At 74.1% G+C, this 26,307-nt stretch carries 28 protein-coding genes; 14 read left to right on the forward strand and 14 right to left on the reverse strand.

Going from position 1 to position 26,307, the window contains the following annotated elements:
* Positions 1 to 65: 65 nt before the first annotated feature.
* Positions 66 to 650, reverse strand: a complete 585-nt coding sequence (locus tag BOQ63_RS42260; protein ID WP_072656104.1) for a hemerythrin domain-containing protein — start codon at positions 648 to 650, stop codon at positions 66 to 68.
* A 149-nt stretch (positions 651 to 799) separates the two neighbouring features.
* Entirely contained in the window at positions 800 to 1,237 is a 438-nt protein-coding gene (locus BOQ63_RS42265; RefSeq protein ID WP_030289632.1) for a DUF6098 family protein, read from the reverse strand.
* A 211-nt stretch (positions 1,238 to 1,448) separates the two neighbouring features.
* Between BOQ63_RS42265 and BOQ63_RS42270 the strand changes: the two genes are divergently transcribed.
* Both BOQ63_RS42270 and BOQ63_RS42275 read left to right on the forward strand, forming a co-directional pair.
* Complete coding sequence (locus tag BOQ63_RS42270; RefSeq protein WP_072656105.1) at positions 1,449 to 1,949, forward strand: hemerythrin domain-containing protein; 501 nt, start codon at positions 1,449 to 1,451, stop codon at positions 1,947 to 1,949.
* 201 nt (positions 1,950 to 2,150) lie between these two features.
* The gene (locus tag BOQ63_RS42275; protein ID WP_030553810.1) at positions 2,151 to 2,441 is read left to right on the forward strand and encodes a helix-turn-helix transcriptional regulator; all 291 of its coding nucleotides are present in this window, start codon (positions 2,151 to 2,153) and stop codon (positions 2,439 to 2,441) included.
* Between the two features lie 37 nt (positions 2,442 to 2,478).
* Here the strand turns inward: BOQ63_RS42275 and BOQ63_RS42280 are convergent, their stop codons facing one another.
* Positions 2,479 to 2,694 (reverse strand): DUF1360 domain-containing protein, encoded by a 216-nt coding sequence (locus BOQ63_RS42280; protein ID WP_030289629.1) that lies wholly within the window; start codon positions 2,692 to 2,694, stop codon positions 2,479 to 2,481.
* Positions 2,688 to 2,855 (reverse strand): hypothetical protein, encoded by a 168-nt coding sequence (locus BOQ63_RS42285; RefSeq protein WP_030289628.1) that lies wholly within the window; start codon positions 2,853 to 2,855, stop codon positions 2,688 to 2,690. The genes BOQ63_RS42280 and BOQ63_RS42285 overlap by 7 nt, the downstream gene beginning before the upstream one ends.
* A gap of 125 nt (positions 2,856 to 2,980) precedes the next feature.
* Here BOQ63_RS42285 and BOQ63_RS42290 point away from each other — a divergent pair, with 125 nt between their 5' ends.
* Complete coding sequence (locus BOQ63_RS42290; protein ID WP_454131926.1) at positions 2,981 to 4,000, forward strand: homoserine dehydrogenase; 1,020 nt, start codon at positions 2,981 to 2,983, stop codon at positions 3,998 to 4,000.
* A gap of 39 nt (positions 4,001 to 4,039) precedes the next feature.
* Positions 4,040 to 5,266 carry an MFS transporter gene (locus tag BOQ63_RS42295; protein ID WP_318277906.1) on the forward strand — a complete coding sequence of 409 codons (1,227 nt, stop codon included), beginning with the start codon at positions 4,040 to 4,042 and terminating at the stop codon, positions 5,264 to 5,266.
* Positions 5,267 to 5,421: 155 nt separating this feature from the next.
* Here BOQ63_RS42295 and BOQ63_RS42300 read toward each other — a convergent pair whose 3' ends face one another.
* A complete protein-coding gene (locus BOQ63_RS42300) occupies positions 5,422 to 5,691 on the reverse strand; it encodes a hypothetical protein (protein WP_072656107.1) in 270 nt (89 codons plus the stop codon).
* Positions 5,692 to 5,722: 31 nt separating this feature from the next.
* On the reverse strand, positions 5,723 to 6,088 hold the full coding sequence (locus BOQ63_RS42305) for a DUF488 domain-containing protein (protein WP_030289624.1): 366 nt from the start codon (positions 6,086 to 6,088) through the stop codon (positions 5,723 to 5,725).
* Between the two features lie 191 nt (positions 6,089 to 6,279).
* Here BOQ63_RS42305 and ctaD point away from each other — a divergent pair, with 191 nt between their 5' ends.
* Positions 6,280 to 7,983, forward strand: coding sequence for an aa3-type cytochrome oxidase subunit I (gene ctaD / locus BOQ63_RS42310; protein ID WP_078867636.1), 1,704 nt, complete (start codon positions 6,280 to 6,282; stop codon positions 7,981 to 7,983).
* On the forward strand, positions 7,980 to 8,381 hold the full coding sequence (ctaF, locus tag BOQ63_RS42315; protein ID WP_030289622.1) for an aa3-type cytochrome oxidase subunit IV: 402 nt from the start codon (positions 7,980 to 7,982) through the stop codon (positions 8,379 to 8,381). Before ctaD ends, ctaF begins: the two co-directional genes overlap by 4 nt.
* On the opposite strand, the gene qcrB is transcribed toward ctaF, so the two are convergent.
* The 4 genes from qcrB to BOQ63_RS42335 form a co-directional block, all read right to left on the reverse strand.
* Positions 8,341 to 10,107 carry a cytochrome bc1 complex cytochrome b subunit gene (qcrB, locus tag BOQ63_RS42320; RefSeq protein ID WP_454131923.1) on the reverse strand — a complete coding sequence of 589 codons (1,767 nt, stop codon included), beginning with the start codon at positions 10,105 to 10,107 and terminating at the stop codon, positions 8,341 to 8,343. The genes ctaF and qcrB overlap by 41 nt on opposite strands.
* Positions 10,108 to 10,261: 154 nt before the next feature.
* Positions 10,262 to 10,735: a nucleoside deaminase gene (locus BOQ63_RS42325; protein WP_030289619.1), complete on the reverse strand. Its 474-nt coding sequence runs from the start codon at positions 10,733 to 10,735 to the stop codon at positions 10,262 to 10,264.
* Between the two features lie 69 nt (positions 10,736 to 10,804).
* Positions 10,805 to 14,377 carry a hydantoinase B/oxoprolinase family protein gene (locus BOQ63_RS42330; protein WP_072656109.1) on the reverse strand — a complete coding sequence of 1,191 codons (3,573 nt, stop codon included), beginning with the start codon at positions 14,375 to 14,377 and terminating at the stop codon, positions 10,805 to 10,807.
* A gap of 14 nt (positions 14,378 to 14,391) precedes the next feature.
* Positions 14,392 to 14,988, reverse strand: coding sequence for a hypothetical protein (locus BOQ63_RS42335; RefSeq protein ID WP_030289617.1), 597 nt, complete (start codon positions 14,986 to 14,988; stop codon positions 14,392 to 14,394).
* Positions 14,989 to 15,223: 235 nt separating this feature from the next.
* On the opposite strand from BOQ63_RS42335, the gene BOQ63_RS42340 reads away from it, so the two are divergent.
* Positions 15,224 to 15,415, forward strand: a complete 192-nt coding sequence (locus BOQ63_RS42340; protein WP_030289615.1) for a DUF2795 domain-containing protein — start codon at positions 15,224 to 15,226, stop codon at positions 15,413 to 15,415.
* A gap of 159 nt (positions 15,416 to 15,574) precedes the next feature.
* Here BOQ63_RS42340 and BOQ63_RS42345 read toward each other — a convergent pair whose 3' ends face one another.
* Complete coding sequence (locus tag BOQ63_RS42345) at positions 15,575 to 16,204, reverse strand: DNA polymerase ligase N-terminal domain-containing protein (RefSeq protein ID WP_030553823.1); 630 nt, start codon at positions 16,202 to 16,204, stop codon at positions 15,575 to 15,577.
* Positions 16,205 to 16,340: 136 nt separating this feature from the next.
* Between BOQ63_RS42345 and BOQ63_RS42350 the strand changes: the two genes are divergently transcribed.
* Positions 16,341 to 16,664 (forward strand): hypothetical protein, encoded by a 324-nt coding sequence (locus BOQ63_RS42350; protein ID WP_030553825.1) that lies wholly within the window; start codon positions 16,341 to 16,343, stop codon positions 16,662 to 16,664.
* On the opposite strand, the gene BOQ63_RS42355 is transcribed toward BOQ63_RS42350, so the two are convergent.
* From BOQ63_RS42355 to BOQ63_RS42365, 3 genes are all read right to left on the reverse strand, one after another.
* Complete coding sequence (locus tag BOQ63_RS42355; RefSeq protein WP_454132039.1) at positions 16,566 to 17,825, reverse strand: AI-2E family transporter; 1,260 nt, start codon at positions 17,823 to 17,825, stop codon at positions 16,566 to 16,568. The genes BOQ63_RS42350 and BOQ63_RS42355 overlap by 99 nt on opposite strands.
* A 132-nt stretch (positions 17,826 to 17,957) precedes the next feature.
* Positions 17,958 to 18,176: a hypothetical protein gene (locus BOQ63_RS42360; protein ID WP_030289611.1), complete on the reverse strand. Its 219-nt coding sequence runs from the start codon at positions 18,174 to 18,176 to the stop codon at positions 17,958 to 17,960.
* A gap of 60 nt (positions 18,177 to 18,236) precedes the next feature.
* Positions 18,237 to 18,503, reverse strand: coding sequence for a hypothetical protein (locus BOQ63_RS42365; RefSeq protein ID WP_072656111.1), 267 nt, complete (start codon positions 18,501 to 18,503; stop codon positions 18,237 to 18,239).
* 194 nt (positions 18,504 to 18,697) lie between these two features.
* Between BOQ63_RS42365 and BOQ63_RS42370 the strand changes: the two genes are divergently transcribed.
* From BOQ63_RS42370 to BOQ63_RS42395, 6 genes are all read left to right on the forward strand, one after another.
* The gene (locus tag BOQ63_RS42370) at positions 18,698 to 19,147 is read left to right on the forward strand and encodes an STAS domain-containing protein (protein ID WP_072656112.1); all 450 of its coding nucleotides are present in this window, start codon (positions 18,698 to 18,700) and stop codon (positions 19,145 to 19,147) included.
* Between the two features lie 10 nt (positions 19,148 to 19,157).
* On the forward strand, positions 19,158 to 19,328 hold the full coding sequence (locus BOQ63_RS42375) for a hypothetical protein (RefSeq protein ID WP_167395861.1): 171 nt from the start codon (positions 19,158 to 19,160) through the stop codon (positions 19,326 to 19,328).
* Positions 19,329 to 19,417: 89 nt separating this feature from the next.
* Positions 19,418 to 19,798: an STAS domain-containing protein gene (locus tag BOQ63_RS42380; RefSeq protein ID WP_232790762.1), complete on the forward strand. Its 381-nt coding sequence runs from the start codon at positions 19,418 to 19,420 to the stop codon at positions 19,796 to 19,798.
* Between the two features lie 57 nt (positions 19,799 to 19,855).
* The gene (locus tag BOQ63_RS42385; RefSeq protein WP_030289606.1) at positions 19,856 to 20,224 is read left to right on the forward strand and encodes a hypothetical protein; all 369 of its coding nucleotides are present in this window, start codon (positions 19,856 to 19,858) and stop codon (positions 20,222 to 20,224) included.
* A gap of 130 nt (positions 20,225 to 20,354) precedes the next feature.
* Positions 20,355 to 23,894 carry a HAMP domain-containing protein gene (locus tag BOQ63_RS42390; RefSeq protein WP_454131918.1) on the forward strand — a complete coding sequence of 1,180 codons (3,540 nt, stop codon included), beginning with the start codon at positions 20,355 to 20,357 and terminating at the stop codon, positions 23,892 to 23,894.
* Positions 23,891 to 26,281: a SpoIIE family protein phosphatase gene (locus tag BOQ63_RS42395; RefSeq protein ID WP_454131916.1), complete on the forward strand. Its 2,391-nt coding sequence runs from the start codon at positions 23,891 to 23,893 to the stop codon at positions 26,279 to 26,281. Before BOQ63_RS42390 ends, BOQ63_RS42395 begins: the two co-directional genes overlap by 4 nt.
* The last annotated feature ends 26 nt before the right edge of the window (positions 26,282 to 26,307 follow it).

Genomic DNA, 26,307 nt, shown 5'->3' on the forward strand with positions numbered 1-26,307 from the left:
ACCTGGCGGCCTCCGTACGGGCCTTCGCTCCGCGCCGGTTCGGGCCGGTTCGGCTCCGCTCGGGCTCAGGGCGAGTGCTGCCCGCTGTTGTCGTGCCCGGTGAGACGGTCGCGCAGGGCGGTGATCGCCCCGGCGCCCGGCGGAAGCCCCCGGACTGCCGGACCTGCCGGACCCGCTGGACCCGTAGCGCCCGGTGGACCCGCCCGGGGCTCGCGCAGCCGGCGCTCGCACCGACGCAGCTCATCCGGCCGGGCCCGGGCCCGGAGGGCGGGGAAGAGCTGCTCCTCCTCACCGCGCAGGTGGGTGCGGAGCACCAGGAGCAGGACGGCGGTGGCCCGGCGCCGCCCGGTGACGGACAGCCGGCAGTCGTCCGCCCGGTCGAGCAGCCGGCGGATCGACGCGTGGGTACACCCGGCGGCGTCCGCGAGCGCCCGTCCGACCGGCAGGTACCGGCGCGCCAGCGGGTAGAGGTGCTCCTCCTCGGCCGCCAGATGGGGCAGGAGGAGGCGGCGCAGGGCGGCGAGCAGCCGCAGGTCCTCCTCGTCGCTGGTTCCGCCGCGGGTTCGGACGCCGTCCAGCTGTCGCAGCAGCGCCTCGATGGCCCGGTGCTGGGCGCACAGCCCGCTCGGGAACCCTTCGGCAACCTTCATGGGGACCTCCGTTCGACGGCGGGAGAGTGCTTGAACGGACTTGAACGAACGCGCCTGCCCGGTCGGGCCCCGGACAACCGCGCCGCGGCCCGACCGGCCAGGGAGTCGTCATCCCGCTGCTCGGGGGTGGCGGCCGGGGACGGGTCGGCTCAGCCGGTGGAGTCCCGACCGGGGGTGAAGCGCTCCTGATACCGGCGCACCGCCTCGTCCAGGACGTTCCGGCCCAGCCAGGCGAGCGGCAGTGGGTCGGCGATCAGCGGTTCGTGGTCCGGCCCCGCGCCGACCACCCGACCGGTCAGCACCCACGGTCGGCGCTGCGGGCAACTCTCCGCCAGTTCCGCGTACTTCATCACCCGGCGGGCGACCCAGTCAGCGGCGGGCCGCGGCCACCACGGCTCGGGGCGCAGCGGGGTCACCGACAGCCCGGGCAGGGGCACGTCCGCCTCGTAGTCGCGGCTGAGGGCCCCGTCCCCGTCGGGGCCCTCGGAGTACCGCAGGTAGACGTCCAGGTCGCCGGTGGCGAGCGAGGTCAGCAGGGCCAGATCGTCGATCAGGCCCATGCCGTCCTCGCCGCTCGTGCTGTGCATCTCCCGCCGGCCTCGCTGACGTCGGTCGTCCCGGTCGTCGGTCCGGAGCCGGGACGTACCTGGCGGCTGCCCGGACCGGACGGCGGCGAAACTGCCGACGTCAGCGGCGTAGGCGGCGTTCCCGGGGGTCGTGCGGCGGGCCGGGTTTGTCCCCGGGCCGCCCGGGGACACGCCCGACCGTCGGGGGCGATTGTCGAGGAGGAGACCCGCGATGTCGAACGATGCCATCGTCCTGCTGCGGGAGGACCACAAGGAGGTCCGCCGCCTGTTCCGCGAGTACCAGGGGCTCGCCGACGGCGACGACGGGGCGCGCCGCAGGACGGTCCAACGGATCGTCGAGGAGCTGACCGTCCACACCTACCTGGAGGACGAACTGGTCTACCCCAGGATCCGCCAGGAACTGCCCGGCCTCGCCGAGGAGATGGACCGCGCCGAGCAGGAGCACCACGTCGCCGACCTGCTCTGCGAGGAGCTCCACGGGATGTCCCCCGACGACAACGGCTACGACGCCAAGACCGCCGTCCTGATCGACGCCGAAGAGCGGCACATCGAACACGAGGAGAGCGAGGTGTTCCCGAAGGTGCGGGCCGCGCTCGGCCGCACGGAACTGCGGGAGCTGGGCGAGCGGATGCAGGCCGTGCGCGAGACCGCCCCGCGCCAGCCGACCGCCGGCGGCGTCCTGCACCGCATCGCCGACGCGCTGGAGGGCTGACCCGAGCCCGAGGCGGCGAGCAGCACCCGGAACAGCCGGACCGCGAGGAAGGAACTCCCGTGCGGCACGACGAAGACCTGACCCTCTCCCCGCAACTGCTCAGCAGCCTCTGAACCGGAGGGCCCCGATGTGCGCAGCCGCTTCCCGTAGTGCCCGGCACTCCGGTGGGAACGCCGTCCGTACCGGCCGTGGGCGCACCCCATGACGGGCCGGCGGGCGGCCCTCGGGTGGACCTTCCTCACCAGCCACGCCCGCGTAGTGGTGCAGATAGCCCGCGACCCGGGGGTTCGGGTGCGGGACATCGCCGCCCGCTGCCTGCTCACCGAACGGGCGGTGCAGCGGATCATCGTCGACCTGGAAGAGGCCGGGTACCTCACTCACGAGCGGCGGGGGCGGGTCAACCACTACCGGGTGATCACCGGCAAGCAACTGCGTCACCCGGCCGACGCCGGGCCCACCCTCGCCGAGCTGCTGGCCGCGCTGCTGCGCTGACCGCAGCTCGGCGCGGGTGGGCCGAGGGTGGGCGGGGTCAGTCGGTGGCGTTCTGGAGGCCGACCCGGACGAAATGCAGCAGGTCGGCCACGGTGAGGGCAGTCAGCCCGGAGCAGACGAGTCTGGTCGCCCCGGGCGCGAACACCTGAGCGCCGGTCAGGCCCGTCGCGATCCACAGACCGGCGCAGAACGGGCAGGTGATCAGCAGGGCGGCTTCGCCGGTGTCCGCAGGCGGTCGGCCTGCGGTCACCATCGGTACCACCGGCCGCCGCCACCCCGGCGGCCTCCGGCGAACGCGAAACCGAGGAGCCACAGCACCAGTACGGCGAGGGCGATCCACCACAGGGCGTGGACGGCGAAGCCCGCTCCGCCCAGGATGATCGCCAGCAACAGGACGAGAATGATGAGGACCATCGGATTCGGCCTTCTCGTGGGGTGCGGATCGTTACGGATCCGGCGTGGGCCCGCTCCGGCAGGGTCCATATGCGCGGACGCCGGTCCGGCTCCGGAGAGTTGACCGCCCCGCGTATCCTGCCGAAGTGTCTTCACCACATGCCGGAAGCGATCCGGCCGTCGTGCTGTCGGGCTACGGTCCCGTCGGCCGTGCCTACGCCGAGCGACTGCTGACCCGGGGTGAGGGGCTCGCGCGCGACCACGGCGTACGGCCGAGGCTCGCGGCCGTACGCGTCGGCACCGCACAGGTCCTGCTCCCCGACGGCGGACCCGTCCCGCCGCGGGCGGACTGGGCCCCGCCGGCCGAGCTGGAGGAGACCCTCGACCGGACCGGTGCGCGGGTGCTGGTGCAGGCGCTCCCGTCCTCCCCGAAGGCGCGGCAGCAGGCCGCCGAGGAGGCCGTGCTGGCGCTGGGCCGAGGGGTCCACGTCGTCACCGCCACCAAGAGCCACCTGTTGAGCCACTGGAGTGAACTCGGGGAGGCCGCTCGGTCGGGCGGCAGCCTGATCAGGATCTCCGGCGCGACCGGCGCGGCCCTTCCGGCCGCGGACCTGGCCCGCACCGGAGTGCGCGGGCTCGGCTGCCGCTCTCTCCGGGCCTGCCCCAACGGCACCGCCACCTTCGTGCTCGACCGCCTGGCGGCCGGCGACTCCCTCGACCGGGCGGTCGGCGAGGCCCGGTGCCGCGGCATCGCCGAGGCCGACCCCACGGCCGACCTCTCGGGCGGCGACGCGGCCACCAAGGTGCGGCTGCTCGCGGCCCTGCTGTGGGGCTGGGAGCCGTCCGCCGTCCGGGTCGGCACGGAGGCCGTGGACGCGCGGACCGGCCCGGCGGCGGTGGCCGCGGCCGTCCGGGGCAACCGGCTGCGGGCCGTGGCGAGCGCGAGCGCGGACCGCCCGTTCGTGGTCGAGGTGCGCCTGGAGGAGACCGTGCCGGGCGACCCACTGCACGCGCTCACCGGCCCGGAGAAGGCGGTCGTCTACGGCTGCCCCGACGCCGGGGACATCACGGTCAGCGGCGGCCGGTCCAGCCCGCTCGGCGCGGCGCTCGCGATGTTGCGGGACACCCTCGACGTGACGGCCCCGCGCGGGTACGGCTTCGGCTGAGGCGGACGGCCCCCGGGGGCCGCGGATCGTGGAGGCGTTGTGGGCACGGATCCAGCCGGCGGGCGGGCGGCCGAGCGGGCGGACGGCGGCGCGGGCATGCGGCCGTGGCGGTTCGTGGTGTGGTTCGGCACCGTCAGCCTGCTCGCGGACTTCGTCTACGAGGGCGCCCGTTCCATCACCGGACCGCTGCTGGCCTCGCTGGGCGCCACCGCGACGGTGGTCGGCGTGGTGACGGGCGCGGGCGAGGCGGCGGCGCTCGTCCCGCGCCTGCTGTCGGGGCCGCTGGCCGACCGCACCGGGCGGTTCTGGGCGCTGGCGATCGGGGGTTACGTGCTCACGGTGGCCTCCGTCCCGCTGCTCGGCGTGGTGGGCTCGCTCGGCGCGGCCTGCGTGCTGGTGATCACCGAGCGGGTCGGCAAGGCGATCCGCTCCCCGGCCAAGGACACCCTGCTCTCCCACGCCACCGCCGCCACCGGCCGGGGCCGGGGCTTCGCCGTGCACGAGGCTCTGGACCAGGTCGGCGCCGTCGTCGGCCCGCTCACCGTCGCGGGCGTGCTCGCGGCCACCGGCGGCTACGGCCCCGCGCTCGGCGTCCTCGCCGTCCCGGGCGTGGCCATGCTCGGTCTGCTGTGGTGGCTGCGCACCCGGGTGCCCGACCCGAGCCGCTACGAGTCCGCGCTGCACCCTGCTCCGGAGCCCACCCCGGTGGCGCCCGTACGGATGCCGCTGCCCCGCGCGTTCTGGGCCTACGCCGCGTTCACCGCAGCCACCATGACCGGCTTCACGACCTACGGCGTGCTCTCCTTCCACCTCGTGCGGCGCCACCTGCTCCCCGCCTCCGCCGTACCGGTGCTGTACGCCGGGGCGATGCTCGCGGGCGCGCTGGCGAGCCTGGCGACCGGCTGGCTGTACGACCGGATCGGCCCGCGCACCCTGGTGGCGCTGCCGGTGCTGGCCGCGGCGGTGCCCCCGCTGGGCTTCAGCGCGGCGGTGACGGCGGCGGTGGCCGGTGCGCTGGTGTGGGGCGCGGCGCTGGGCGTGCAGGAGTCGACCCTGCGGGCCGTGGTCGCCGACCTCGTCCCCGCGCCGCGCCGGGCGACGGCGTACGGGGTGTTCGCGGCCGTCGTCGGCGCCGCCACCCTGGCCGGCGGGTCCCTCACCGGCGCTCTCTACGCGGTGTCCGTGCCCGCTCTGGTCGTGACCGTGGTCGCCGTCCAGGCGGCCGCCCTGCTGCTGCTCGTCGCCGTACGCCCGGGCCGTCGCTGACGTCACCGCTGACGTCACCGCCCCGCGGCCGCCCTGCACCTCCCGCCGGCCTCCGCGGTCGCCGGGGCCGGGGGCGCTTCACCACGCGCGGCTGATTCCGCACTCGATCCCGTACTTGACCCCGCACCCGATCCCGCACCCGATTCCGCACCTGATCACGGCGCCGCCCGCAGGGCCGCCTCGCAGGCGGGGCAGCGCCGGTCGGCCAGGGCGGGCGGGTACCAGGGCTCGCCCGGGCGGGTCGGGCGGTAGTGGGAGTGCTCCATCGGGTCGGTGTCCAGGCCGCACAGGGTGCGGGGGAGCGGGTCCTCGGGCACGTCCGGGTCGCCGCCCGCCGCGTGCACCGCGCACACCACCGGCTCCACGCCGTCCGGCCCCAGGGCCTCGTCCTGTTCCAGTTCGAACAGGACCACGATCGCCGTCATGTCGTTCCGCCCGTCCGGCGCCGTCGGCCGGTCACCGCTTCTTCTTCGCCAGCCACTCGGCGAGCACGGCGGCCTGGCTGTGGTCGACGTCCTTGGTGGCGGTCAGCAGGGTGAGCCTGTCCTGGGCGGCGAGTTCGCGCAGGTGTCCGGCGGCCTCCTGGTGGTCGGCGTCGCGCAGCTCGGTGAGGTAGCGGCGGCGGAACTCGGCGAAGCGCTCCGGGTCGTGGCCGTACCACTCGCGCAGCTCGGTGGACGGGGCGACGTCACGCAGCCACTCGTCCAGGTGGGCGTCCTGCTTCTTCACCCCGCGCGGCCAGACGCGGTCCACCAGCACGCGCTGCCCGTCCTGCGGCGAGGAGCCCTCGTAGATCCGCCGGTAGGTGATCTTCGCGGTCATGACGGGCCCTTCCGGTTCGCGCGGTGCGGTGGGGGGCGGCGGGCGCCCCACACCAGCGTGTGCCCTGACCGGGGGGATCCGCACACCGACGGCGGCCTGCGGCCGGCGCTGCCGCGTGGCACCCGGGCGCGCCGTCCGGCCGCCGCTAGGGTCCCGCCGGGGGGTGCCATCGGCTCCGTCACGGAGGTTCCATGAGTGCGTCCGACACCGCCGCGCCGCCGCGCACCCAGGTCAGGGTGCGGCGGGGCAGTAGATTGCTGGGCTGGCTGTTCACCACCGACCACAAGGTGATCGGCAACCTCTACCTGGTGACGGCCTTCGGGTTCTTCCTGGCGGGAGGTGCGATGGCGCTGCTGATGCGGACGCAGCTGCTGGGCCCCCACACCGGGTTCCTGTCGAACGAGCAGTACAACCAGATGTTCACCATGCACGGCACGATCATGCTGCTGCTGTTCGCCACCCCGACCTTCGCGGGCTTCGCCAACGCGATCATGCCGCTGCAGATCGGCGCCCCCGACGTGGCCTTCCCCCGGCTGAACGCCTTCACCTACTGGGCGTTCCTGCTGGGCGGCCTGATCGTGCTGAGCGGCTTCCTCACCACCGGCGGGGCCCCCGCCTTCGGCTGGTTCGCGTACGCGCCGCTGAACGGCCCGGCGCACTCGCCGGGGCTGGGCGGGGACCTGTGGGCGCTCGGCCTGGTGGTGGCCGGGCTCGGGACGATCCTCGGCGCGGTCAACTTCATCACCACCATCACCTGCCTGCGGGCGCCGGGGATGACGCTGTTCCGGATGCCGATCTTCACCTGGAACGTGCTGTTCACCTCGATCATGGTGCTGCTGGCCTTCCCGGTGCTCACCGCCGCCCTGCTGCTGCTGGAGGCGGACCGCAAGTTCGGCGCCCACGTCTACGATCCGGCCAACGGCGGGGCGCTGCTGTGGCAGCACCTGTTCTGGTTCTTCGGCCATCCGGAGGTGTACATCGTCGCGGTGCCGTTCTTCGGCATCGTCACCGAGATCATCCCGGTCTTCAGCCGCAAGCCGATGTTCGGTTACTACGGGATGATCGGCGCGACCGTCGCCATCACCTCCCTGTCGATGTCGGTGTGGGCCCACCACATGTTCGCCACCGGGCAGGTGCTGCTGCCCTTCTTCTCGATGATGTCCTTCCTCATCGCGGTGCCCACCGGGGTGAAGTTCTTCAACTGGATCGGGACCATGTGGAACGGCTCGCTGTCCTTCGAGACCCCGATGCTGTGGTCGATCGGGTTCCTGGTGACCTTCCTGTTCGGCGGCCTGAGCGGAGTCCTGCTGGCCGCGCCGCCGATCGACTTCCACGTCACCGACAGCTACTTCGTGGTGGCCCACCTCCACTACGTCCTGTTCGGGACGGTCGTGTTCGCGACCTTCGGGGGCTTCTACTTCTGGTGGCCGAAGATCACCGGGAAGATGCTCGACGAGCGGCTCGGCAAGGTGCAGTTCTGGATCCTGTTCGTCGCGTTCCAGACCACCTTCCTGGTGATGCACTGGCTGGGCGCCCAGGGCATGCCCCGGCGCTACGCGACGTACCTGGCGGTGGACGGCTTCACCACGCTCAACGTGGTCGCCTCGATCGGCGCCTTCCTGCTCGGGGTCTCCAACCTCCCGTTCTTCTACAACGTCTGGATCACCACCCGGCACGGCACCCCGGTCGAGCAGGACGACCCGTGGGGCTGGGGCCGCTCACTCGAATGGGCCACCTCCTGCCCGCCGCCGCACCACAACTTCCAGGTACTGCCCCGGATCCGCTCCGAGTCGCCGGCCTTCGACCTGCACCACCCCGAGGTCCCGACGGAGGAGTCGTCGAGCACCTCCGGACAGTCGCACGCCGGCCGGACCGGAGAGGAGGAGGGGCGATGAAGGCCGAGGGATGGCTGTTCACCGTGATGACGGTGTTCTTCGCGGTGACCGGACTCGTGTACGGATTCTGGGCCCGGGAGCCGGCCGGCAAGGCGATCCTGACGGTGGCGTTCCTGATGTCGGCGCTGGTCGCGCTGTTCTGGTTCGTCCAGCACCAGCGGAAGGGCGGCGGACGGCCCGAGGACCGCAAGGACGCCGAGATCGTGGAGAGCTCCGGGTCGAAGGGCTTCTTCCCGCCCCGCAGCGGCTACCCGGTGCTCACGGCGCTGGGCGTGGCGCTCTTCTCGCTGGGCCTGGTGTACGCCCTGTGGCTGATCGTCTGCGGGGCGGTGCTGCTCGGCTTCGCCGTGTTCGGCTTCATCTTCCAGTACCACGACCGCGGCGACGACGGGGCCTGAGCCGCCGGAACAGCCGGCCCAACGGCCCGCGTCCCCCGACGGGGGCGGGCCGCTCGGCCGCCGGCCGCGGGGCGTGCACCGGATCGGTGAGGACGGCCGTGACGGCGCGGGACTCCTGCTCGGTGGCGGGCAGCTCGACCCGGTCGCCGTGGTACCAGGAGCCGAGCGCCGCCCGGACCCGCTCGGTGCGCGGGGCCCCGGGCAGCGGTTCTTCGGGCTCCGGAACGTCCCGGACCAGCATCGCGTACCGCTCGGCCGCCGGCACCGGCCGGTGGTGCCCGTCGAAGCCGCCCACGATCGACTGGTCGATCCGGCCGGTCTCGTCGCCCTCCAGCAGCCGGTGGCGGTCGCGGGCCTGAAGGGCCAGGCAGATCCGGCGGGTCACCACGAAGGTGAGCGGCGGCGCCAGGAAGAACGCCGCCCGCAGTCCCCAGGTCAGCGAGTTGACCGAGATCCCGAAGTAGTACGCGATCACGTCGTTGCCGCCGGCGACCAGCAGCACCGTGTAGAAGGCGACCCCGGCCGCCCCCAGCCCGGTGCGGACGGGCTTGTTGCGGGGTCGGTCGCACAGGTGGTGCTCGCCGCTGCCCGGGGTCAGCCAGCGCTCCACGAAGGGGTAGGCGTACAGTCCCGCGAACAGCAGCCCGGGCACCACCAGCGCGGGCAGGAAGACGTTCCAGGAGACGGTGTGCCCGAGCACCCCCGTCTCGACGGCCGGGATCAGCCGCAGGGCGCCCTCGATGAACCCGATGTACCAGTCGGGCTGGGCGCCCGCCCCGACGACGTCGGGCCGGTAGGCGCTGTACCGCCAGATCGGGTTGATCTCCGCGAGCACCGCGGACAGCGCCAGGACGCCGCCGACGGTGAACGCCAGGCCGGTGGTGCGGACCAGGAACTGGGGGAAGAACGGGTGCCCCACCACGTTCCGGTTGGTGCGGCCGGGCTCCGCCCACTGGGTGTGCTTGAGCACCACCACCAGGGTCAGGTGGGCGCCGATCAGCGCCAGCAGCAGCCCCGGCACCAGGAGGATGTGCACGGTGAACAGCCGCGGGATGACCGCGTGCCCGGGGAAATCGCCGCCGAAGACGAAGAAACTGAGGTAGGTGCCGACCACCGGCACGGAGAGCAGGACGCCCTCGGCGATCCTGAGCCCGGTGCCGGACAGGGTGTCGTCCGGCAGGGAGTAGCCGGAGAAGCCCTCCAGCAGGGCGAGGGCGAACATGGTCAGCCCGATCACCCAGTTGAGCTCGCGGGGGCGGCGGAAGGCGCCGGTGAAGAACACCCGCAGCAGGTGCGCGCAGATCGAGGCGGTGAACAGCAGGGCGGCCCAGTGGTGGATCTGACGGACCAGCAGGCCGCCGCGCACGTCGAAGCTGATCCGCAGGGTCGAGGCGTAGGCCTCGGACATCCGCACCCCGCGCAGCGGCAAATAGGAGCCGTGGTAGTCGAGGTCGGTCATGCTCGGGGTGAAGAAGAAGGTGAGGAAGACCCCGGTCAGCAGCAGGAAGACGAAGCTGTACAGCGCCAGCTCGCCCAGCAGGAACGACCAGTGGTCGGGGAACGCCTTGCGGAGCAGTTCCTTGCCCGCCTCGGCCAGCGGGAGCCGCCCGTCGACGGCCCGCACGGCGCGCTCGCCGCGCGTCGGCCCTGCCGGGCTCGTCCCCACCTGCTCGTCCCGGTCCGCCAGGCCGTCCGGAGGTGGGTCGATGCCCTGATTTCCGTCCATAGCGGGCAACCTAGTGGGAACCGCCGCGTCCGGGCGCGCAGGGCGTCGCGATCCTCCCTCCGAGCGAGCGACGGAGCACCCTATCGGAGCAACCCACGCGGCCCGGGCGGTCTCGTGGCTCCCGTGAGCCACGAGACCGCCCGGCCGTTCCCGGCTATCCCCAGTAGCCAACGTGGACCGCGGAGGCCTCCTCGAACAGGAACGGGCCGGACACCTCCACCGTGTTGCCGCCGGCCGCGAACACCGTGCGGCAGGGCAGTTCGAGCACCGGCTCGTCCGGGTCCACGCCCGCGATGGCGTTCAGCTCGGTGGCGGCGAGCGCGTAGACGACCCGGCGGATGCCGCTCCAGTAGATCGCCCCGGCGCACATCGCGCAGGGCTCGGTGCTGGAGTAGAGGGTCGCCTCGGCGAGCTGGTGCGGGGCCAGGGTGCGCGAGGCCTGGCGGACCAGGTTGATCTCCGCGTGGGCGGTGACGTCGTGGTCCGTCAGGACGGTGTTCTCCGCCGTGAGCAGGACGGTTCCGGCAGGGTCGGTGAGCAGCGCGCCGAAGGGGTGGTTGCCGTGGGCGCGGGCGGAGGCGCCGAGCTCTATGGCGGCGAGCAGGTAGTCGGGGGAGTGGTCGGCCATGACGGGGTCTCCTCGGGGCGGTGCAGGTCGTGGAGTTAAACGTATAACGTCACAACTGGTGGGTGGTGGTCAGGTGCCGTAGCCTCCTCCGCCGGGGGTGCGGATCTCCAGCGTGTCCCCCGCCCCGACGTCGGCGATGCCGCAGCCGGGCAGCTCCTCGACGCTGCCGTCGGCACGCAGGATCCGGTTCTCGCCGAGGCCGCCGGGGGAGCCGCCGGCCAGGCCGTACGGGGGGACGCGGCGGTGGCCGGTGAGCAGACTGACCGTCATCGCCTCGCGGAAGCGCAGCCGGCGCAGCGCGCCGTCGCCGCCGTGCCAGCGGCCCTCGCCGCCGCTGCCGGGCCGGACGGCGAACTCCTCGACCAGGACGGGCAGGCGCAACTCCAGGACCTCGGGGTCGGTGAGGCGCGAGTTGGTCATGTGGGTCTGGACGACGTCGGCGCCGTGGAACCCGGGCCCGGCGCCCGAGCCGGAGGCGATCGTCTCGTAGTACTGGTGGTGTTCGTTGCCGAAGCTGAGGTTGTTCATCGTGCCGGAGCCCTCGGCCTGGACGCCGAGCGCGGCGTACAGTGCGCCGGTGATGGCCTGGGAGGTCTCGACGTTGCCCGCGGCGACGGCGGCGGGGTGGGCCGGGGAGAGCATCGAGCCCGGGGGGACGACGATCCGCAGCGGGCGCAGGCAGCCGTCGTTGAGCGGGATGTCGTCGTCGACGAGGGTGCGGGAGACGTACAGGACGGCGGCGGTGACCACGGCGGAGGGGGCGTTGAGGTTGCTCGCGAGCTGGGGCGAGGTGCCGGTGAAGTCGATGGTGGCGCTGCGGTCCGCGCGGTCCACCCGGACCTCGACGGCGATCACGGCGCCGGAGTCGGTCTCGTAGCGGTACGAGCCGTCGCCCAGGCCGTCTACGGCGCGGCGCACCGCCTGCTCGGCGTTGTGCTGGACGTGCCGCATGTAGGCCTGGACGACGTCCAGGCCGAAGTGCTCGATCATCGCGTTGACCTCGTCGACGCCCTTGCGGTTGGCGGCGATCTGGGCGCGCAGGTCGGCGAGGTTGGTGTCCGGGTCGCGGGAGGGGTACCGCGCCCCGGTGAGCAGCCGTACCGTCTCCGCCTCGCGCAGCCGGCCGTCCACCACCAGGGGCCAGTCGTCGAAGAGCACGCCCTCCTCGTCGATCTCGCGGCTGGCGGCGGGCATCGAGCCGGGGGTGATGCCGCCGATCTCGGCGTGGTGGCCGCGGGAGGCGACGAAGAACAGGACGTCCCTCCCGGCGGCGTCGAAGACCGGGGTGACCACGGTGACGTCGGGCAGGTGGGTGCCGCCGTGGTACGGGTCGTTGACCGCATAGGTGTCGCCCGGGCGCAGCCGGGGGCCGCGGCGGCGGATCACCTCCTTGACGGTGGTGCCCATCGAGCCGAGGTGCACCGGGATGTGCGGGGCGTTGGCGACGAGGTTGCCGTCCGGGTCGAAGAGCGCGCAGGAGAAGTCCAGCCGCTCCTTGATGTTGACCGACTGGGCGGTGGACTCCAGCCGGGCGCCCATCTGCTGGGCGATCGCCGTGAAGAGGCTGTTGAACACCTCCAGCAGAACGGGGTCGGCGGCGGTGGTGACGGCCTCCTCCGTACGGGCCCCGACGTGCTCGACCAGCAGGTGCCCGGCCGGCGTCACGGTCGCCCGCCAGCCGTCGTCCACCACGGTGGTGGCGTTGGCCTCGGCGATCACGGCCGGGCCGGCCACGGTGCGCCCGGCGCGCATGGACTCCCGCTTCAGCAACGGGACCCGGCGCCACGCACCGCCGGTGCGGAGTTCGACGGTGAGCGGCTCGGGCTCGGGCTCGGTCCCGGGGTCGGGGGAGAGGGCGACGCCGAGCTCCGGTTGTTCGGTGAGGCCGGTGCCCTCGACGGCGAGGGCCTCGACGACCAGCGGGCGGTCCATCAGGAAGGAGTAGGTGGCCCGGTGCCGCTGCTCGAACTCGGCCCGCATGTCCGCCGGTTCGCCGAGCGGGACGCCGATCGTGGTGTCGGTGCCCCGGTAGTGCAGCCGGGCCCGGCGGGTCAGCCGGATCCGCTCCTCCGGGACGCCCTGGTCGAGCAGCCGGCCGGCGGCATCCGCCGCCAGCTCGTCTGCCCGCTCCCGTACGGCGGCCATCTCGCCCTCCGCCAGCGGCCGTTCGACGGCGTGCTCGCGCAGCACGGTGGTGTCGGCCAGGCCGATGCCGAGGGCGGACAGCACACCGGCCATCGGCGGGACCAGCACGGTACGGATGCCCAGCGCCTCGGCCACCGGGCAGGCGACCTGGCCGCCCGCGCCGCCGAAGGTGGTCAGGGCGTAGCGGGTGACGTCGTGGCCCTGCTGGACGGAGATGCGCTTGATCGCGTTGGCGATGTCGCCGACCGCGATCCGCAGGAAGCCCTCGGCCACCTCCTCGGCCGAGCGGTCGCCGATCTCCCCGGCCAGGTCGTTGAACTGACGCTCGGTCAGTTCGCGGTCGAGCGGCTGGTCGCCGTCCGGGCCGAAGACGTGCGGGAAGTGCTCGGCCTGGATCCGGCCCAGTAGCAGGTTGGCGTCGGTCACGGTCAGCGGCCCGCCCGCGCGGTAGCAGGCCGGACCGGGGTCCGCGCCGGCCGAGTCCGGTCCGACCCGCAGGCGCTCGCCGTCGAAGCGCAGCACCGAGCCGCCGCCCGCCGCGACGGTGTGGATGGCCAGCATCGGTGCCCGCAGTCGCACCCCGGCGACCTGGGTGGTGACCACCCGCTCGTACTCGCCCGCGAAGTGGGACACGTCGGTGGAGGTGCCGCCCATGTCGAAGCCGATCGCCCGGTCGTACCCGGCCAGTTGGGACATCCGCACCATGCCGACGATGCCGCCCGCCGGGCCGGACAGGATCGCGTCCTTGCCGCGGAAGTGCCCGGCCTCGGCCAGCCCGCCGTTGGACTGCATGAACATCAGCCGCACGCCCGCGAGTTCGTCCGCCACCCGGTGGACGTAGCGGCGCAGCCCGGGGGCGAGGTAGGCGTCGACCACGGCGGTGTCCCCGCGCGGCACCAGCTTCATCAGCGGGCTGGCCTCGCTGGACAGGGACACCTGCTCGAAGCCGAGCCGCTCGGCCAGCTGCCCGATCTCGCGTTCGTGCGCGGGGTGGAGGTAGCTGTGCAGGCAGACCACGGCGAGGGAGCGGATGCCGTCCGCCAGGCAGCCGCGCAGCTCCTCGGCGAGCCGGTCGAGGTCGGGCGGGCGCAGCACCTCGCCGTCGGCGGTGATCCGCTCGTCCACCTCGACCACCCGGGCGTACAGCGGCTCGGGCAGGGTGATCCGGCGGGAGAAGATCCGCGGCCGGTTCTGGTAGCCGATCCGCAGCGCGTCCGCGAAACCGCGGGTGATGCACAGGGCGGTCGGCTCGCCGGTGCGCTCCAGCAGGGCGTTGGTGGCCACCGTCGTCCCCATCCGGACCGAGTCGACGTCCCGCCCGAGGTCGGCGTCGGGCGGCAGCAGGGCGCGGATCCCGGCCACGGCGGGGTCGCGGTGGTGGGCCGGGTCGTGCGAGAGCAGCTTGTGGGTCAGCAGCCGTCCGTCCGGGGCCAGCGCCACCACGTCGGTGAAGGTGCCGCCGCGGTCCACCCAGAACTGCCAGCCCTTGCGCCTCATGACCGGGTCCCTCCTCAGGCCCCGGCGTGTGCGAACAGGGCGGCGTGGCGGGCGATCGCCCCGGCGTGGTCGGCGCACTGCTGGTAGCAGCAGGCGAGCAGTACCAGGTCGGCGGCGTCCACCGGGTCGGTGGCGCCGTCGCGCAGCAGCAGCTCGTAGAGCAGCCGCTGACGCCGGCCGGTGTCAGGCAGTTCGGTGAGCACGTGGGTGACGCCCTCGGGCGCGCCGGACTCCAGGGCGTCGGCCGCCTGTGCGACCAGGTCCAGCGCGGCTCCGGCGAGCCCGCGCAGCGGGGCCAGCAGCCGGTCTCCGTACGGCTTCCGCTCCTGCCGCGCCCAGGCCGCCTCCAGAAGTCGCTGCACCAGCTGCCCGAGCGCCTCCACCTCGCACCCGACGTGGACACCGACGACGACCCCGGGGCGCCCGTCGAGCGCCGTGGCGGAGTCCTCCTCGATCCGGGCGCGCAGCTCGGCCAGGTCCTTCTCGGCCGCCGCGATCGCGTCGTGGCCGGCGGCGGGGTCGGTCAGTACGGCGGTGGCGCCGCCCAGGGCGGAGTGCGCCAGCCGGACGAGGTCGGCCAGCTCACCCACCAGAGCGCGGTAGCCGGACATCCTCATCACCTCCCACCCCCTCGACCAGTGTCTCCCCGCCGCCGGGTCGGCGCAGCGACCGCTTTGGACACGTACGGCTCATCAATCGTCACGCACGGGTGCGAACCGGCGGAGCCGGGTGCACGGTTTCCCTTAGGGCCGGACAGGCCCTGGTAATGAAGTTCTCCCGTCGCCTTTCGGCCCCGGCGCTCCGCCGAGGCTCAGCGACGGCACAGACCACCGAAGGAGACGGCTGATGAGCCGGATCAAGCCCACCGATGTCCAGAAGGCCCTGAAGGGCGCCAGCTACCCGGCCGACCGTGAGGAGCTCGCCGAGACGGCGCGCTCGAACGGGGCGGACGAGAGTCTCGTGGACCAGATCTCCCACCTCGACACGGACAGCTTCGACGGCCCCGACGAGGTCAGCCAGGCGCTGTTCCGCCGCTGACCCACCTGCGGTGACCGGAGGCCCGGGGGCATCCCCGGGCCTCCGGCTCGTGCTGTCCGTGCGCCGTTCACCGGGACGGGCCGGCCATCGGGGAGGTTGAGCGCACGAGCTGGTCACCAATGACCGTCCACCTGCCGCCCGGTCCGACGGCCCGAGCCGTCAGGGCGTCGCCCCGGCCGCGACCTGGCGCAGGGTGTGGCCGCTGCGGGCGGAGCGGGCGCGGTACGGGTCGGGCGTGCCCTGGGTGGACGCGCGGGCGTCGGCGCGCTTGACCAGCAGCCAGGCCTCCCGGTTGCCGCCGCCGCGCCGGGCCGGGTCGCGGTCGGTGCGGATCCGGGTGAGCGCGTAGCCGCCGTGCAGCTTGTGCCCTTCGAGGCGGAAGGAGGCGTGGCCGCGGTCGAGCGCCTCGGCGAAGGGCACCGGGCGGCCGTCCCGGTCGGTGGTGAGATTGCGGAAGGTGCCCTCGTCCCAGACGATCACCGCGCCCGCGCCGTACTCGCCCTCAGGGATGACGCCCTCGAAGGTGCGGTACTCCAGCGGGTGGTCCTCGGTGGGGGTGGCCAGGCGTTTGTCGTGCGGGTCGGTGGACGGGCCCTTCGGGACGGCCCAGGACTTCAGCACGCCGTCGGCCTCCAGCCGGAAGTCGAAGTGCAGGGTGCGCGCGTCGTGGATCTGCACCACGAAGCGCGGCCGGTCGCCCGGCTCGCCGGGCTCCGCGCCGCGCGGTTCCGCCGTCCGGGTGAAGTCCCGACGGCGGTGGTAGCGGTCCAGGGCGTCGTGGGCGGCCATCGCGTCCTCCCGACGGGTGCGGTTCCGACCCGGAGCGGCTACCCCGACCGCCCGTTCCCACCCCACCGGCTTCCGCTCGCCCCGGAGGTTACGGGCAGCGCCCGGCCGGGCAACCGCCCGATGGGAGGTGGCGCGGATGGACGGGCCGGGGCTCTCCGGGCGCGAACTGCGGATCCTCACGGAGATCGAGAACCACCTGCGGGTGGACCGCCGCCTGGACCGTGCCCTGCGCAGCATGCGGCACGGCCCCCGCTGGCTGGCGGGCTGGATGCTGCGGAAGGCCGCCCGGGTGCCCGTCCTCGTGTTCTCCGTGCTCGGGGGGCTCTGCGCGACCCTGCTGCTGGTCAGCGTCACCGCGCACTCACCCGCCGTGTTCACGGGTTCCTCCCTGGTCTGGGCGTCGTCGATCACGCTGGGTACGGCGCGGGTGATCGCCCACCACCGGGGCATCGCCCCGTGAGCGCGGACCGCCCCGTTCCTCCGGCGGGCCGTGGTCCCGCAGCTCGCTGATCACCGCCCAGGCCACCGACACCACCGGTACGGCGACCACCGCGCCCAGCACCCCGGCCAGCACGGCGCCGCCGATCACCGACAGGGCCACCGCCACCGGGTGGATGCGCACCGACCAGCCCAGCACCAGCGGGTGCAGCAGGTGCCCCTCGATCTGGCCGATGATCACGATCAGCGCGAGCACCAGCAGTGCGACCACCGGCCCCCGCGCGGCCAGCGCCACCAGCGCGGCGACCGCCAGGGCGATCGGGGAGCCGATCAGCGGCACCAGCGCCGCGACGAACTCCAGCACCATCAGCGGCAGCACCAGCGGCACCCGCAGGACGGCCAGGGCGACCCCGACCAGCACCGCGTTGGTCGCCGCCACGATCAGCACCCCGCGGGTGTAGCCGGCGAAGGTGTGCCAGGCCGCCCGCCCGGCCCGGCCCCAGACCGGGCGGGCCCGGCCCGGGAGCTGGTGCTGCGCCCAGGCCCACATCCGGTCGCCGGAGTGCAGGAAGAACACCGAGCAGAACACCGCCAGGGCCAGCCCGGTCGCCATTTCCACCGCCGTGCTGGCCCCGCTGAGCGCGGTGGTCAGCAGGGCCGAGCGGTGCGCCGAGAGAAAGGCCCCGATTTTGGCCCGCAGGGCCGTGACCGTGCCGGCCCGCAGGTGGAAGGGGGCGTGGGTGAGCCACTGGTCGATCCGGCCGAGGCCCCCGCGCAGCTCGTTGCCGATCCCGTTCCACTCGTCGGCGACGTTCGTCCCGACCAGCGCCAGGACCCCTCCGACGAGCGCGACCGCGCACACGAAGGCCAGCAGCACGGCGAGCGAGCGGGGCATCGCCCGGTCGAGCAGGTCGACCAGCGGGCGCAGCACCGAGGTGATCACCAGCGCCAGGAACACCGCGATCACCGGCACCTGGAGTTCGCCGAGGACGTCGACGGCCAGGTACACGGCCACACCGAGCAGCCCCAGCCGCCAGGCGTAGCCGGCGGCGGTGCGCAGCCCGGCCGGGACGTGTTCCGGGGGTTCCGGGGGTGCTGCCGGACGGGGCCGGCGCAACGCCACCCGGGGCGGACGGCTGCCGAGCGGCCGGGGGCGCCGGGGCGGCCGTCCGGGGCCGTTCACGTCCACCGGTCGGCTCCGGGGCGTGCACCGCGCCGGACGGGCAGCACCGGACGCACCGGCCGGGTGGGCCGGTGCGGCCACGGGTCCCGGAGCGGCCTGTTCATGTGCTTTCCTGGGCGGGCCACGGTCGGCTCAGTCCGGCGTCTCGTGCGGCTCCGGCTCGTGGGCCGGTCCCGTCGGTTCGGACTCCCGTCCGCCGTCCTGACCGCGCTGCCCCTCCTCGGGCGCGAGCGGCGGCCCGTCGTCGGCCGCCCCGGATCCGGGCATCCCGACCGGGACCGGCGGGTCCTTCGGCACCGGGTCCCTGGGCACGGGCTCGTCGTGGCCGCGGGCCGGGTCCTGGTCGCTCATGGGGCTCGCCTCCTTCGCCTCGGTCCTGCTCCGGGCCGTGTCCCGCCCGCACCGGGCGGGCTAGGTGGCCTTGTCGTGGTGGATGCGCAGCGGGCGGATGTTCCGCACCCCGGGCTCGTCGTTCTCCTGGTAGTGGGTGAGCCGGACACCGATGTGGTGGTTCTGCACCGGCTTCCAGCCGAGGTACCCGGCGCCGACCGTGCGGACCGGTCCGGCGGAGGCGAGGGCCGGGGCGAAGCCCACCAGTGTGCCGGTGCAGTCCCCCCGGGGGTGGGCGATGCGCACGGGGCGGACCGAACGGCCCGCGATCGTGGGCCTGCTGTCCATGGAAGCCTCCCTGGTGGAAGTCCTGCCCCCAGCGTCTCTCCGGCTCAGGGGCTCGTACACCTCGGAGCCTCCGGATCAGACCTCCCGCCTGCCGCGGCCGAACCTCCCAGAGGGCCGTCCGAGCGGTTCGGCGCGCCGCGCGGCATGATGGTCGGGACGGCACCCCGCCGTTCCTAGCGGACCGGGAGCGCACGATGCCAAGGCCAACCGAGGTCCCCAGCGAGGGCGAGAAGCAGAGCGGGAGTCTGCGCGTCGTGGTGGACGACCGGGTCTCGGTGCGGGTCGTCACGGTCGCCGGGGAACTGGACCACGACTCGGCGCACGTGCTGCGCGCCGCGCTCGCGCAACCGCTGCACGACGGCGTCCGGCGGATCGTGGTGGACCTCGCGGAGCTGCGGTTCTGCGACTCCACCGGCCTGAACATCCTGCTGCGCGCCCGCCTCGACGCGGATGCGGCCGGTCGGACCCTCGAAGTCTCGCGGCCCCGGCCGATCGTGGCCAGGCTGTTCGAGATCACCGGTACCGACACCCTGCTGCGGGTCCGGCTCGACCGCGACGCGGAACCCGGCCCCCCGGCGCCGGAGGCCGCCACCGATGCCTCCCCTCCCGCCTCCCCGCCCGCCGCCTCACCCGAGGCGGAATAGGCGGCGCACCGTGAGCCCGCCGGGGAGTGACGGCTGCACCACGTCCGAGATCCCCGCGCGGATCGGCGAATCCCGGATGCACGTCTCCCGAGTACTGAGCGCCACACCGGCCCGGCTGCGCGAGCGGCTCGCGGACCGCGACGCCCCGGGGTGGGCCGAGGAGTCGGAGGAGTGCGACTGAACCGCCCGGCCACTCAGCGTTTCCCGGCCCCCGCAGTGGACAGTCGCGGTGCGGGGGCCGTCGCGGGAAGGGCATGGAGGAGGAGCACGGTGGCGAGTCGCCAGTCGAAGGGACCGGGCGTGGTGTCCGGCCGCGCCAGTGCACCCGGGGTGTTCACCGCGCAGGCCTCGCCGTGGGCCGAGGGCACCGTGATCGCCCTGTACGGCGAACTCGACCTGGACTCGGTCGCCGAGCTGAACGAGGTGCTCCGGCCGGCCCTGGCCGAGCCCGCGACCGTCATCGTGATCGACTGTGCCGGGCTGGAGTTCTGCGACTCGACCGGCCTCAACGCCCTGCTGCGCGCCCAGGCCCGCGCCGTCGACGACGGCAGCCGGATCGAGCTGGCCCGCCCCCGCCCGCTGGTCCTGCGGATGCTCGAACTCACCGGTGCCACCGATGCCTTCAGGGTGCGGGACACCGTTCCCGGCTGACCGCGCCGACGGCAGGGAGGCGTCGCGCGGCCGGGGAAGCGTAGGAAGGACCGGACCATGGCCGGGCTGCTGATCGACGGTGACGACCTGGTCGTCCGGCTGGCCTGGTGGGAGCGGATCGTGGCCCGCCGCAGGGAGGTGCGGGTGCCGCTGGACACCGTCACGGAGGTCGACGTCCAGCCGGACCGCTGGCGGGCGCTGCGCGGCGTCCGGATCGGCGGACTGGCCGTCCCCGGCGCGCTCTGCCTCGGCGTGTGGCGGCACAAGGACGGGCGGGACTTCGTCGCCCTGCGCGGGCACCGGGCCGTGCTGTGCGTGGGACTGCGCCCGCCCGCGCCGTTCGCCGGGCTCGCCGTGGAGACGGACGACCCGCTGCGGACCGCGGCCGAGCTGCGCACCGTCCGTGGACGCGCCGGCCCCGCCTGAACGGGCAGCCGGGATGGCCGGGGCTGCCGCCCCGGGGCATCCGGTGGCACAGTGGGAGCAGGGCGGTGGCCCGCCGCCCCGCGCCTGGACGCCCAGCGGCGCCCGGCCGTGCGATCCGGACGGTGGACGGATGGACGAGCACCCTGAGAACGGGCTTGCCGAACAGCCGCTGCGGCAGCTGCTCGTCGGGCTGACGGCCGTCCGCGACGGCGACTTCCGCACCCGGCTGGACCCGGACCGGCCCGGGGAGCTGGGGGAGATCGCCACGGTGTTCAACGGGATGTCCGAGCAGCTGTCCCGGGTGACCTCGGAGGTCACCAGGGTCGCCCGCGAGGTCGGTACGGAGGGCCGGCTCGGTGGGCAGGCCCAGGTGCCGGACGCGACCGGGACGTGGCTGGACCTCACCGAGTCGGTCAACGCGATGGCGGGCAACCTGACCGGCCAGGTCCGGGGGATCGCGCGGGTGGCCACCGCGGTGGCCGAAGGCGACCTTACCCAGAAGATCCGGGTGGACGCGCGCGGCGAGATCCTGGACCTCAAGGAGACCCTCAACACGATGGTCGACCAGCTGTCGGCCTTCGCCGACGAGGTCACCCGGGTGGCCGGGGAGGTCGGTACGGCCGGGAACCTGGGCGGGCAGGCGACCGTACGGGGCGTCTCCGGCACCTGGAAGGACCTCACCGACAACGTCAACGTGATGGCCTCCAACCTCACCGGCCAGGTCCGTTCGATGTCCGAGGTGGCGACGGCCGTCGCGCGCGGCGACCTCTCCAAGAAGATCACCGTGGAGGCCAAGGGCGAGGTCGCGGCGCTCGCGGCCGCGATCAACACCATGGTGGACACCCTCTCGGTGTTCGCCGACGAGGTGACCAGGGTCGCCCGCGAGGTCGGCACCGAGGGCATCCTGGGCGGCCAGGCCCGGGTGCCGAACGTCGCCGGGACGTGGAAGGACCTCACCGACAGCGTCAACTTCATGGCGCACAACCTGACCAGCCAAGTCCGCAACATCGCCCAGGTGACCACCGCCGTCGCGGAGGGCGACCTCACCCGCAAGATCGACGTCGACGCGCGCGGGGAGATCCTGGAGCTGAAGACCACCGTCAACACCATGGTCGAGCAGCTGAGTTCCTTCGCCGCCGAGGTGACCAGGGTGGCCCGCGAGGTCGGCACCGAGGGCCGGCTCGGCGGCCAGGCCGAGGTCGAAGGGGTGTCCGGCACCTGGAAGCGGCTGACCGAGAACGTCAACGAGCTGGCCGGCAACCTGACCCGGCAGGTCCGGGCGATCGCCGAGGTCACCAGCGCCGTCGCGGCCGGCGACCTCACCCGCTCGATCAGCGTGGACGCCTCCGGCGAGGTCGCCGACCTCAAGGACAACATCAACGCCATGGTCGAGTCGCTGCGCGAGACCGTCCTGGCCAACCAGGAACAGGACTGGCTGAAGACCAACCTCGCCCGCTTCTCCGCCGCCATCCAGGGCCGCCGGGACATCCAGGCCGTCGCCGACATGATCACCGACGAGCTGACACCGCTGGTCGGCGCCCAGTACGGCGCCTTCTTCCTGGCCGAGGAGACCGACGGCGGCACCGAACTGGTCCGGATCAGCGCCTACGGCCGGGCGGCGGAGGAACTCCCCGACCAGCGCCTCAAGCTGGGGGAGTCCCTGGTCGGCCAGGCGGCGCGCAGCCGGCGGATCATCGCGGTCGACGAACTCCCGCCCGGCTACGCCGTCATCGCCTCCGGCGCCGGGGCCAGCGACGCCCGCTCGCTCGTCCTGCTGCCCATCGCGCTGGAGGAATGGTTGCTCGGCGTCCTGGAGTTCGCCTCCGTACGCCCCTTCACCGAGGTGCACCGCGACTTCCTGGCCCAGTTCGCCGAGGCCTGCGGCGTCAACATCGGCACCCTGCTGGCCAACGCGCGCACCGACGAACTGCTCGGCGAGTCCCAGCGGCTCACCGCCGAACTGCAGGCCAGATCCGAGGAGTTGCAGTCAGGACAGGAGGAACTCCGGCGGTCCAACGCCGAGCTGGAGGAGCAGGCCGCGCTGCTCGCCGACCGCAACCGCGACATCGAGGCGAAGAACCTGGAGATCGAGCAGGCCCGCCAGGAACTGGAGGAGCGCGCCCGGCAGTTGAGCCTCACCTCGATGTACAAGTCCGAGTTCCTGGCCAATATGAGCCACGAGCTGCGCACCCCGCTGAACAGCCTGCTGATCCTCGCCCAGCTGCTCGCCCAGAACGCCACCGGCAACCTCACCGCCAAGCAGGTCGAGTACGCCGGCGTCATCCACTCCGCCGGCGCCGACCTGCTCCAGCTCATCAACGACATCCTCGACCTCTCCAAGGTCGAGGCCGGCAAGATGGAGCTGACCCCGGAACCCTTCACGGTGCGCGAGCTGCTGGAGTACGTCGAGTCCAGCTTCCAGCCCCTCGCCGACCAGAAGGGCCTCGGCTTCGCCGTCGCCGTCGACCGGTCCGTCCCGGACGAACTCGTCACCGACCAGGCACGGTTGCGCCAGGTCCTGCGCAACCTCCTCTCCAACGCGATCAAGTTCACCGACAACGGCCGGGTGGAACTGCGGATCCAGTGCGTCGAGGGCCCGGATCTGCCGCTCGAACTCGGCCGGGTGGGGGCGGCGGTGGCCTTCCACGTGGAGGACACCGGCATCGGCATCGAATCGGACCAGCTGGACACCATCTTCGGCGCCTTCCAGCAGGCCGACGGCACCACCAGCCGCCGCTACGGGGGCACCGGTCTCGGCCTGTCGATCAGCCGGGAACTCGCCCGGCTGCTCGGCGGCACCCTCACCGTCACCTCCATCGCGGGGCAGGGCAGCCGCTTCACCTTCTACCTGCCCGTCGCCTCGTCCGAGCGGCGCGACACCGGGGCGGAGACCGAGCCCGGGGTGCTGGTGGTCGAACCGGAGCCGCCCGGCCTGCTCACCCTGCTCACCCGCGCCGCCGTCGAGTCCCTGGGCGCCGCCGACCCGGCGGTGCGGATCGACAGCGCGCAGGACGAACCGGGCCTGCGGGCGGCCCTCGCCACCGGGTCGCACCGCTTCGTGGTGCTCGACCTCGCCCACTCCGGCCAACTCGCGCCCGCCCTGCTCGACGCGCTCGGCGACGGCGCCGCCGTCCTCGGCTACCAGGGCGACGGAGCGACCGCCCCGGCCGCGGTGGGCGGAGTGGAACTCATCCACGGCCTGGACGACCTGCGCGAACGCCTGATCCAGCGGCTCGGCGGCCGCCACCCGGCCGACCCCGGCCCGGACCCCGCCGCGGCCGCCGACGAGCGGCTCGCCGGGCGGACCGTCCTGATCGTCGACGACGACGTGCGCAACGTCTTCGCCCTGGCCTCCGTCCTGGAGGAGAGCGGACTGACCGTCCTGCACGCCACCGACGGCCGGACCGGGCTCGACCTGCTGCGCGACCACCCCGAGACCGACCTCGTGCTGATGGACGTCATGATGCCCGGCCTCGACGGCTACGCCGCGATCGCCGCCATCCGCGCCGACGAGCGCTTCGCCCGGCTGCCGGTCATCGCCGTCAGCGCGAAGGCCATGCCCGGCGACAAGGACAAGAGCCTCGACGCGGGCGCCGACGACCACGTCACCAAGCCCGTCGACACCACCCGGCTGATCGACCGGATGCACCGCTGGCTGGACGCGCCATGACCGCCCGGCCCGAGCGAGACGACAGCACGGCCCGGGCCCTCGCCGGGACCGTCCGCCGACTGCAGGACGCGGCCGCCCGGCTGCGGGCCGAGGCCCGGACCCGCAGCGTCGTCGACCTGGCCACCGGCATCCTGTCCGAGCGCCTCGGGGTCCTGCCCGCGGAGGCGGCCGCCCGCCTGGTCCGGCTGGCCCGCGAGTCGGGTGTCACGGTCGTGGCGCTGGCCGCGGACATCGTGGGGCTGCCGACGGCCGCAGCCGGAGCGGCTGGGGAGCCGGCGGCGGAAGGGCAGCCGGCGGCGGAGGGGGAGGACGCCTCGGCGGGCGAGACCGACGGGCGGCAGGGGTCCGAGGTGGCGGAGGGGCCGTCCGGAGGAGCACCGGGAGAACCCGCCGCGGGGCCCGCTGCCCGGCTCGCGACCCTCGCGCCGCCCGTCGCCCCCGCCCTCGCCGCCGAGCCCGACCTGCAGCGGGCCGCCGGGGCCGTCCTGGAACAGCTGGCGACCTCGCTCGGCGCCCGCGCCCTGGCCGTCTGGCAGCGCCTGCCGGGCGGTGGGCTCTGCCTCGCCGCGCACAGCGGACTCGCCGAGGCCGAGGCCGAGGCCTGGAGCCGGGTCCCGCCCGGTGTCGCCACCCCGGCCCAGCAGGTGGTCGGCGGTGCGGCGGAGCTGTGGCCCGGCGATCCGGCGGCCGCCGGTCCGTCCATCGGACCCGGGTCCGCCCGGGCCGTCCTGCCGCTGGTGGAGGCGGGCCGACGCCGGGGCGCGCTGGAGGTGCTCTGGCCCGTGCCCGGCCCGTCCCTCACACCGTCCCAGTGCCGGCAGCTGTGGGCCCTCGCCGAGCTCTGCACGACCCTGCTCGGCCCGGTCGGCCAACCGCCGACGCCCGAGGACGCGGACGTCCTTCTGGAGGGCCTGCTCGCCCCCGCGCTGCTGCTGGAGCCCCAGCTCAGGGACGATCAGCTCGTCGACTTCGCCATCCGGCGGGTCAACGCGCAGTTCCGCGACCCGCTGGGCCGCCCCCGCGACGCGCTGGAGGGCGTGTCCTTTCTGGAGGCCTACCCCGCCGCCGGCGCGAGCGGACTCTTCGAACGCCTGCTCAGGGTGCACCGGACCGGCGTCCCGCTGACCGGCGAACTGCTCCAGCTGGTGCTCCAGGACGGCCCGTCGGTGCCCGCCACCGTACGGCTCGCGGTCGCCCCGCTCGGCGGGCGGCTGCTGGTCGGATGGGAGGCGGCGAACGGGTCGTCCGGCGAGGACGAACAGGCGGCGCTGCTGAGCCAGGCCCAGCGACTGGCCCGAGTCGCCGGGTTCGAGGAGGACGCCGACCACCGCCGGATCCGCTGGAGCGACGGCCTGCGGCAGCTCTTCGGCCTGCCCGCCGGAGCGCCGCCCGTCCCGCTGACCGACCTCGCCCGGCACGTCCACCCGGACGACGAAGCCGCCGTGCGCCGCCTGGTCGACACCGTCCGGCACCGGCGGCGCGCCTCTTCCGCGGTGTTCCGGCTGGCCCGCCCGGGCGGTGGCTACCACTACACCCGGGTCATCGCCGAACCCGTCCTCGACGCCGAGGGCCGGCTCGTCGCGGTGCGCGGCGCCTACCACGACGTCTCCGCCCAGCACCGCACCGAGGTCGCCCTCGGCGCCACCCGTGCGCGGCTGGCCGACAGCGAGCAGGAGTCCGCCGAACGCGCCCAGCTCGCCCTGCGGCTCCAGCAGGCCATCCTGCCCGCCGAGCCACCGCGCGACGTGACCGGCCTGCGGGCGGCCGTGCGCTACCGCCCCGCCGCCAAGCGCGACCGGGTCGGCGGCGACTGGTACGACGTGCTGCCGCTGCCCGACAAGCGCGTCCTGCTCGCCGTCGGCGACGTCGCGGGGCACGGCGTCGGCGCCGCCACCGGAATGGTCGCGCTGCGCCACGCGCTGCGCGGCCTGGCGGTCACCGGAGCGGGCCCGGCCCGGCTGCTGGAGTGGGCCAACACCGTGGCGCTGCGGGAACCCGGGCAGGTCACCGCCACCGCCGTGTGCGTGCTGCTCGACCCGGCCGGCGGTGAACTGCGCTGGGCGCGGGCCGGCCACCTGCCGCCCATCCGGCTGGGCAGCGACGGCGCGCACGTGCTGCCGCTGCCGCACGGCGTGCTGCTCGGGGCCCTGGAGGAGGTTCGGTACGAGGAGTACCGCGCGCAGCTGTCCACCGGCGACGTCCTGCTGCTCTACACCGACGGCCTGGTCGAGCGGCGGGACCGTCCGGTGGAGGACTCCGTCGACCAGCTGATCCGCACGGCCGGGGCGCCGGGCCCGGACCTGGAGCTCTACCTGGACCGGCTGCTCGACCTCAGCCCCGCCGACACCGAGGACGACACCTGTCTGATCGCCGTCCGGGTCGAGTAGGGCGGGCGGAACCGCCCCCGGGCCGG

This window comes from Streptomyces viridifaciens (assembly GCF_001888885.2).
Taxonomy (GTDB): domain Bacteria; phylum Actinomycetota; class Actinomycetes; order Streptomycetales; family Streptomycetaceae; genus Kitasatospora; species Kitasatospora aureofaciens.

What these genes read in the sequence shown, in the direction of transcription:
- ctaD (WP_078867636.1), top strand. Translation starts at nt 6,280, where the DNA reads ATGAGTGCGTCCGACACCGCCGCGCCGCCGCGCACCCAGGTCAGGGTG.
- BOQ63_RS42305 (WP_030289624.1), bottom strand. Translation starts at nt 6,088, where the DNA reads ATGACCGCGAAGATCACCTACCGGCGGATCTACGAGGGCTCCTCGCCG.
- BOQ63_RS42330 (WP_072656109.1), bottom strand. Translation starts at nt 14,377, where the DNA reads ATGAGGCGCAAGGGCTGGCAGTTCTGGGTGGACCGCGGCGGCACCTTC.
- ctaF (WP_030289622.1), top strand. Translation starts at nt 7,980, where the DNA reads ATGAAGGCCGAGGGATGGCTGTTCACCGTGATGACGGTGTTCTTCGCG.
- BOQ63_RS42340 (WP_030289615.1), top strand. Translation starts at nt 15,224, where the DNA reads ATGAGCCGGATCAAGCCCACCGATGTCCAGAAGGCCCTGAAGGGCGCC.
- BOQ63_RS42300 (WP_072656107.1), bottom strand. Translation starts at nt 5,691, where the DNA reads ATGACGGCGATCGTGGTCCTGTTCGAACTGGAACAGGACGAGGCCCTG.
- BOQ63_RS42370 (WP_072656112.1), top strand. Translation starts at nt 18,698, where the DNA reads ATGCCAAGGCCAACCGAGGTCCCCAGCGAGGGCGAGAAGCAGAGCGGG.
- BOQ63_RS42270 (WP_072656105.1), top strand. Translation starts at nt 1,449, where the DNA reads ATGTCGAACGATGCCATCGTCCTGCTGCGGGAGGACCACAAGGAGGTC.
- BOQ63_RS42275 (WP_030553810.1), top strand. Translation starts at nt 2,151, where the DNA reads ATGACGGGCCGGCGGGCGGCCCTCGGGTGGACCTTCCTCACCAGCCAC.
- BOQ63_RS42260 (WP_072656104.1), bottom strand. Translation starts at nt 650, where the DNA reads ATGAAGGTTGCCGAAGGGTTCCCGAGCGGGCTGTGCGCCCAGCACCGG.
- BOQ63_RS42390 (WP_454131918.1), top strand. Translation starts at nt 20,355, where the DNA reads ATGGACGAGCACCCTGAGAACGGGCTTGCCGAACAGCCGCTGCGGCAG.
- BOQ63_RS42280 (WP_030289629.1), bottom strand. Translation starts at nt 2,694, where the DNA reads ATGGTGACCGCAGGCCGACCGCCTGCGGACACCGGCGAAGCCGCCCTG.
- BOQ63_RS42385 (WP_030289606.1), top strand. Translation starts at nt 19,856, where the DNA reads ATGGCCGGGCTGCTGATCGACGGTGACGACCTGGTCGTCCGGCTGGCC.
- BOQ63_RS42360 (WP_030289611.1), bottom strand. Translation starts at nt 18,176, where the DNA reads ATGAGCGACCAGGACCCGGCCCGCGGCCACGACGAGCCCGTGCCCAGG.
- BOQ63_RS42395 (WP_454131916.1), top strand. Translation starts at nt 23,891, where the DNA reads ATGACCGCCCGGCCCGAGCGAGACGACAGCACGGCCCGGGCCCTCGCC.
- BOQ63_RS42350 (WP_030553825.1), top strand. Translation starts at nt 16,341, where the DNA reads ATGGACGGGCCGGGGCTCTCCGGGCGCGAACTGCGGATCCTCACGGAG.
- BOQ63_RS42285 (WP_030289628.1), bottom strand. Translation starts at nt 2,855, where the DNA reads ATGGTCCTCATCATTCTCGTCCTGTTGCTGGCGATCATCCTGGGCGGA.
- BOQ63_RS42265 (WP_030289632.1), bottom strand. Translation starts at nt 1,237, where the DNA reads ATGCACAGCACGAGCGGCGAGGACGGCATGGGCCTGATCGACGATCTG.
- qcrB (WP_454131923.1), bottom strand. Translation starts at nt 10,107, where the DNA reads ATGGACGGAAATCAGGGCATCGACCCACCTCCGGACGGCCTGGCGGAC.
- BOQ63_RS42335 (WP_030289617.1), bottom strand. Translation starts at nt 14,988, where the DNA reads ATGTCCGGCTACCGCGCTCTGGTGGGTGAGCTGGCCGACCTCGTCCGG.
- BOQ63_RS42345 (WP_030553823.1), bottom strand. Translation starts at nt 16,204, where the DNA reads ATGGCCGCCCACGACGCCCTGGACCGCTACCACCGCCGTCGGGACTTC.
- BOQ63_RS42365 (WP_072656111.1), bottom strand. Translation starts at nt 18,503, where the DNA reads ATGGACAGCAGGCCCACGATCGCGGGCCGTTCGGTCCGCCCCGTGCGC.
- BOQ63_RS42325 (WP_030289619.1), bottom strand. Translation starts at nt 10,735, where the DNA reads ATGGCCGACCACTCCCCCGACTACCTGCTCGCCGCCATAGAGCTCGGC.